Genomic DNA, 5,326 nt, shown 5'->3' with positions numbered 1-5,326 from the left:
TGTCCTTATCGTTCCGGTTAAATGAACATCTTCCTCTGCGGAATAAAACAAAAAATTATTTTTCCAGACACGATAAAAGCTTACCGACGAGATGATTAAACAATACCCAGTTCGCTACTCTCGTCACTTGATCGCCGTCCTCATTAAAACTACTGTATATAAATACAGTTAAGTGAGAGGCAGATTATTATGTTGTTTTTCCAGCCTGCAAAACGTCGACAAACGAAAAATTTTCCCCTGTTCAGCGACCTTGTGCCCTGTGGCTTTCCTTCTCCGGCGCAGGATTACGTTGAGAAAGGTATCGATCTCAATGACCTGCTGGTACAGCATCCCAGCGCAACCTATTTTGTAAAATCATCGGGTGATTCTATGGTCGGGGCGGGGATCGGTGAGGGTGATTTGCTGATTGTCGACAGCGCCAGAAACCCGGCTCATGGAGACATCGTGATTGCCGCCATTGAGGGAGAATTCACCGTTAAACGTCTGCAATTGCATCCAATTGTGATGCTCAAGCCAGAGAACAGAACCTACGCGCCCATTATCATCGGCAGCGAGGACTCGCTGGATATCTTTGGCGTGGTGACCTTTATCGTTAAGGCGGCTGGCTGATTATGTTTGCCCTGGTGGATGTTAATTCGTTTTACGCCAGTTGTGAGATGGCATTCCGGCCCGATCTGAAAGACAAACCGGTTGTCGTTCTTTCCAATAACGACGGTTGTGTTATCGCCTGTAGCGCGAAGGCTCGGGCGCTTGGCGTCACAATGGGCGCTCCGTACTTCAAACAGAAAGATCTGTTTCGGCGCTACGGCGTGGTGTGTTTTAGTTCCAACTATGAACTGTATGCGGATATGAGCAGTCGGGTCATGTCTATCCTGGAAGACCTCTCTCCACATGTGGAAAGGTACAGTATTGATGAAGCATTCTGCGATTTGACGGGAGTAAGAAACTGTAGGGATTTGACGGATTTTGGTCTCGAAATCAGGGCCACAATTCTACAGAAAACACGCCTTCAGGTTGGCGTTGGCATCGCCCAGACCAAAACGCTGGCAAAGCTCGCGAATTACGCCGCCAAAAGATGGCCGCAACAGACTCGCGGAGTGGTGGATTTATCAAATATTGAGCACCAGCGTAAGCTGATGGCCGCACTCCCTGTCGGTGAAGTGTGGGGCGTGGGCCGCCGTATCAGTAAAAAACTGGACGCGATGGGGATTAAAACCGTCCGTGACCTGGCTGATACCGACATTCGCTTTATTCGCAAACACTTCAACGTAGTTCTTGAACGAACCGTACGGGAATTGCGCGGTGAGTCGTGCCTGGCGCTGGAAGAGTTTGCGCCGGTTAAACAGGAAATCGTCTGTTCACGCTCGTTTGGTGAAAAACTCACGGACTATAACGCGATGCGTGAAGCGATTTGCACCTATGCCTCACGTGCGGCGGAAAAGCTGCGCGGGGAGCATCAGTTCTGTCGGTTTATCTCTGTATTTATCAAAACCAGTCCATTTGCCCTGAAGGAACCGTATTACGCTAACAGCGCGTCGGTAAAGCTGCTGATCCCGACCCAGGACACCCGGGAAATTATGAGTGCGGCAACGCGCAGCCTGGACGCTATCTGGCGAGAGGGGCAACATTATCAAAAAGCGGGTGTGATGTTGGGCGATTTTTTCAGTTCTGGCGTGGCGCAACTGAATCTGTTTGATGGCAACGCCCCCCGGAGCCACAGCGCGGAATTAATGATGGTGATTGATCGGTTGAATAAAAAGGGACGTGGGACAATCTGGTTTGCCGGGCAGGGGATTGAACAGCCGTGGCAAATGAAACGAGAGATGCTCTCACCTCGCTATACGACGCGTTTTACTGATTTACTGCGCGTCAGGTGAGTCTTAATATCTGCTGATTCAAATTTTTAATGTATCGATGACGGCTCGCAAGGCAGGTGACACGTTACGGTGCGGGTAATACAGAAATGAACCATCCAGACGCTGACTGTAACGTTGCAGAACCCGGATAAGCGTGCCTCGTTCTAAATCATCGGCAATCAACTCTTCGGGGACATAACCCAGCCCCAGGCCCAGTCTGGCTGCTTTTGCTTCCATGTAACTGTCAGCAAAGGCCCACTGTCCCTGCGGCCGGTGGGTGATTTTTTTACCACCATCGTTGAGCTCCCAGGCATACAGGCTTCCATCACCAAACTGATATGCGATGCAGGGGTGGATCACTAAATCTGCTGGTGTTTGGGGAAAGCCGTAGCGACGAAAATGCTCCGGCGTGCCAACTACCGCCATCTCCATATCGGGTGAAATGCGCACCGCGACCATGCCACTACCTACTTCTGAACCCAGGCGGACGCCCGCATCAAATCGTTCAGCAATAATATCGACGAACCGACTTTCGCTAATAAGTTCAAGTCGGATATCGGGGTAGCGTTGTTTAAATACCGCCAGCTTCGGCAGGAGTACTTTATCAATGGCGTGCTGGCTGGCATTGATACGTACCGTACCTGAGGGAGTATTACGATAGTACGCCAGAGTGGAAAGTCCTGAATTCAAAGCATCAAACCCCGATTCTACAGTCCGGTAGAGCTGTTCGCCGGCATGCGTCAACGACAATTTACGCGTAGTACGGGCCAGCAACTGAACCCCCAGACGCTGCTCCAGCTCACGCACTGAACGGCTGATGCCTGATTGCGCCAACCCAAGTCGTTGTGCGGCCGCGGTAAAACTGCCTTCCCGCACTACCTGCATAAACAGGTAGAGATCGTTATAGTTTTCCCGTTTTGCCATTCTTCAGTCCTCGCCTGATATGCCGCCATTTATAACAATATGATATTAATTCTAGCATTTTACACCCTCTAATCAGAACGAATACTGCTACCTATAATGAGCGCATTGCAACCAGGCACAGCAATGTTGTCCGTATAAGACCTGTACCCACAACCTATTTTTAGGGGAACAAGTGATGAAAGCTTTCACCAGAAAACTGTCGACCACCCTACCTGCCATGCTGCTATGCGCATCATTAAATGGAGTCACAACGATGAGTTATGCTGATACAACCAACCCAAACGCGCCCGTTTCGATGGTCGAAAAATGGGATAAAACCTTCGCCGAAAGTACGAAAGTCAATCATCGCAAGGTAACTTTTCAGAACCGCTATGGGATCACGTTAGTTGGAGATCTCTATATTCCAAAAGATCGAGGCGAACGCAAACTGGCGGCAATTGCGGTTAGCGGTCCTTTTGGCGCAGTAAAAGAGCAGTCCAGTGGACTGTACGCGCAGACGCTGGCTGAACAGGGTTTTGTGACGCTGGCCTTCGATCCTTCATATACCGGCGAAAGCGGCGGTATTCCACGTAATGTTGCCTCTCCTGATATCAACACCGAGGATTTCAGCGCGGCGGTTGATTTCCTTGGCCTACAAAAAGAAGTGGATCGCAATCGCATCGGCTTACTTGGTATCTGCGGTTGGGGCGGGATGGCGTTAAATGACGCAGCAATGGATACACGTGTTAAGGCCGTTGCGACTAGCGTAATGTATGACATGAGTCGCGCAATGGGCCATGGCGTCGGTGATGGCAAAGACCGGTATACCTCCGCAGACCGCCACGCGGTATTGCAGTATCTGAATGCGCAGCGCTGGAAAGATGCGGAAAAGGGCACATTTGCCCCGGGTGGACATGACATTAATGTTGACGAAAAAGGTAATGTCAGTGCAGGGGATCGTATTCTGCCGGAAACCTTACCTGCAAATCCGCATCCGGTACTGAAAGAGTTTTACGATTATTACCGGATGCCACGTGGTTTCCATGCGCGTTCTGTCAATTCAACAGGCGCATGGAACGCAACAATGCCCCTGTCGTTTATGAATATGCCGCTGCTAAGCTACGCCAATGAAATTACTGTTCCTGTGCTGATCGTAACGGGTGAAAAAGCGCACTCACGTTATTTTGCCGAAGACGCCTTTAAGGCCGTTGGTAGTAAAGATAAAGAGCTGGTGGTCGTTCCGGGGGCTAACCATGTTGATTTATATGACAATGTGGCCGGTAAAATACCATTCAGCAAATTTGAGCAGTTTTTCAAAACCTCCTTAAGATAAATTCCTGGCCGGAAAACTTAACAAAGCTACCTGTTTGGCAGGTGGCTTTGCCCTTGTTTTGCCCCGGCAATATACAGAGAAAATAATAATGTCCACACTGAGCCATAATACCTTGTGTAATAAAACGCACGCACACTGGGGCGGCGTATTTGCCATGACGCTCTGCGTCTTTATTCTTATTGCCTCAGAATTTATGCCGGTCAGTTTATTGACGCCGATTGCCAGAGATTTGCACGTTTCAGAGGGACTGGCTGGTCAGGGAATAGCGATTTCCGGCGTGCTGGCAGTACTAACCAGCCTGACCATTTCACATGTTGCCGGGGATCTGAATCGTAAATATTTTCTGCTGGGGTTGACCATTTTAATGGCTGTGTCGGCAATAATGATCGGATTAGCTCCCAGTTATCCGCTTTATATGTTGGGAAGAGCCACAATTGGTATTGTCATTGGCGGCTTTTGGTCATTGTCGGCAGCAACGGCAATACGGTTGGTACCGCAGCACCAGGTTCCCCGGGCGCTGGCTATTTTTAATGGCGGGAATGCGCTGGCAACCGTCGTGGCAGCCCCGCTGGGCAGTTACCTGGGGGCAACCGTCGGCTGGCGTGGGGCCTTTTTATGCCTCGTGCCTCTTGCGATAACGGCGTTCATCTGGCAAAGCATCAGTTTGCCCGAAATGAAAAAGGATAAGGTGCACAAGACGCGTGGGTCGGTACTTCGTCTGTTTCGTGTCTCCATTGTATCAACCGGTCTGCTGGCCTGCGGACTCTTCTTTATGGGGCAGTTTGCATTATTTACCTACGTCCGTCCGTTTCTGGAGACGGTGACCAGGGTGAATGCTTCTGGTCTATCTTTGATTTTGCTCGCAATTGGCATCGCGGGGTTGGCTGGTACGCTTATAGTGACGACATTCCTGAACGCCAGATTTTATCAAACACTCATGGCTATACCATTACTGATGGCTATCATTGCCGGAATGTTACTCCTGGTCGGGCATTGCACCTGGGCTGTTACTGAGCTATTAAGCCTGTGGGGAATGCTCGCTACTGCTGCGCCAACGGGGTGGTGGACATGGCTGGCGCGGACGCTGCCCGAGGATGCTGAGGCGGGCGGTGGTCTGATGGTCGCCGTCATCCAGCTTTCGATTGCGCTTGGTTCAACGGCTGGGGGGCTAATGTTCGACCGTCTGGGATGGCAAAGTTCTTTTGGACTCAGCGCTCTACTACTTGTTGGTGCG

The 5,326-nt window shown here is 50.5% G+C and carries 5 protein-coding genes; 4 read left to right on the top strand and 1 reads right to left on the bottom strand.

Features of this window, described 5'->3' with window-relative positions; genetic code table 11:
* The first annotated feature begins 189 nt into the window (after positions 1-189).
* Both JSN25_RS16455 and JSN25_RS16450 read left to right on the top strand, forming a co-directional pair.
* Positions 190-609, top strand: a complete 420-nt coding sequence (locus JSN25_RS16455) for a translesion error-prone DNA polymerase V autoproteolytic subunit (protein WP_137351488.1) — start codon at positions 190-192, stop codon at positions 607-609.
* A 2-nt stretch (positions 610-611) separates the two neighbouring features.
* Positions 612-1,877: a Y-family DNA polymerase gene (locus JSN25_RS16450; protein ID WP_085048146.1), complete on the top strand. Its 1,266-nt coding sequence runs from the start codon at positions 612-614 to the stop codon at positions 1,875-1,877.
* A gap of 18 nt (positions 1,878-1,895) precedes the next feature.
* On the opposite strand, the gene JSN25_RS16445 is transcribed toward JSN25_RS16450, so the two are convergent.
* Entirely contained in the window at positions 1,896-2,780 is an 885-nt protein-coding gene (locus JSN25_RS16445) for a LysR family transcriptional regulator (protein WP_038640791.1), read from the bottom strand.
* Between the two features lie 175 nt (positions 2,781-2,955).
* Here JSN25_RS16445 and JSN25_RS16440 point away from each other — a divergent pair, with 175 nt between their 5' ends.
* Together JSN25_RS16440 and JSN25_RS16435 are read left to right on the top strand one after the other, a co-directional pair.
* A complete protein-coding gene (locus JSN25_RS16440) occupies positions 2,956-4,092 on the top strand; it encodes an alpha/beta hydrolase (protein ID WP_087856561.1) in 1,137 nt (378 codons plus the stop codon).
* Between the two features lie 88 nt (positions 4,093-4,180).
* A partial coding sequence (locus JSN25_RS16435) for an MFS transporter (protein WP_204525146.1) occupies positions 4,181-5,326 on the top strand: 1,146 nt, incomplete at its 3' end.

The organism is Citrobacter cronae (assembly GCF_016893685.1).
Classification (GTDB): Bacteria; Pseudomonadota; Gammaproteobacteria; order Enterobacterales; family Enterobacteriaceae; genus Citrobacter; species Citrobacter werkmanii.
This window is presented reverse-complemented; position numbering and strand designations above follow the sequence as displayed.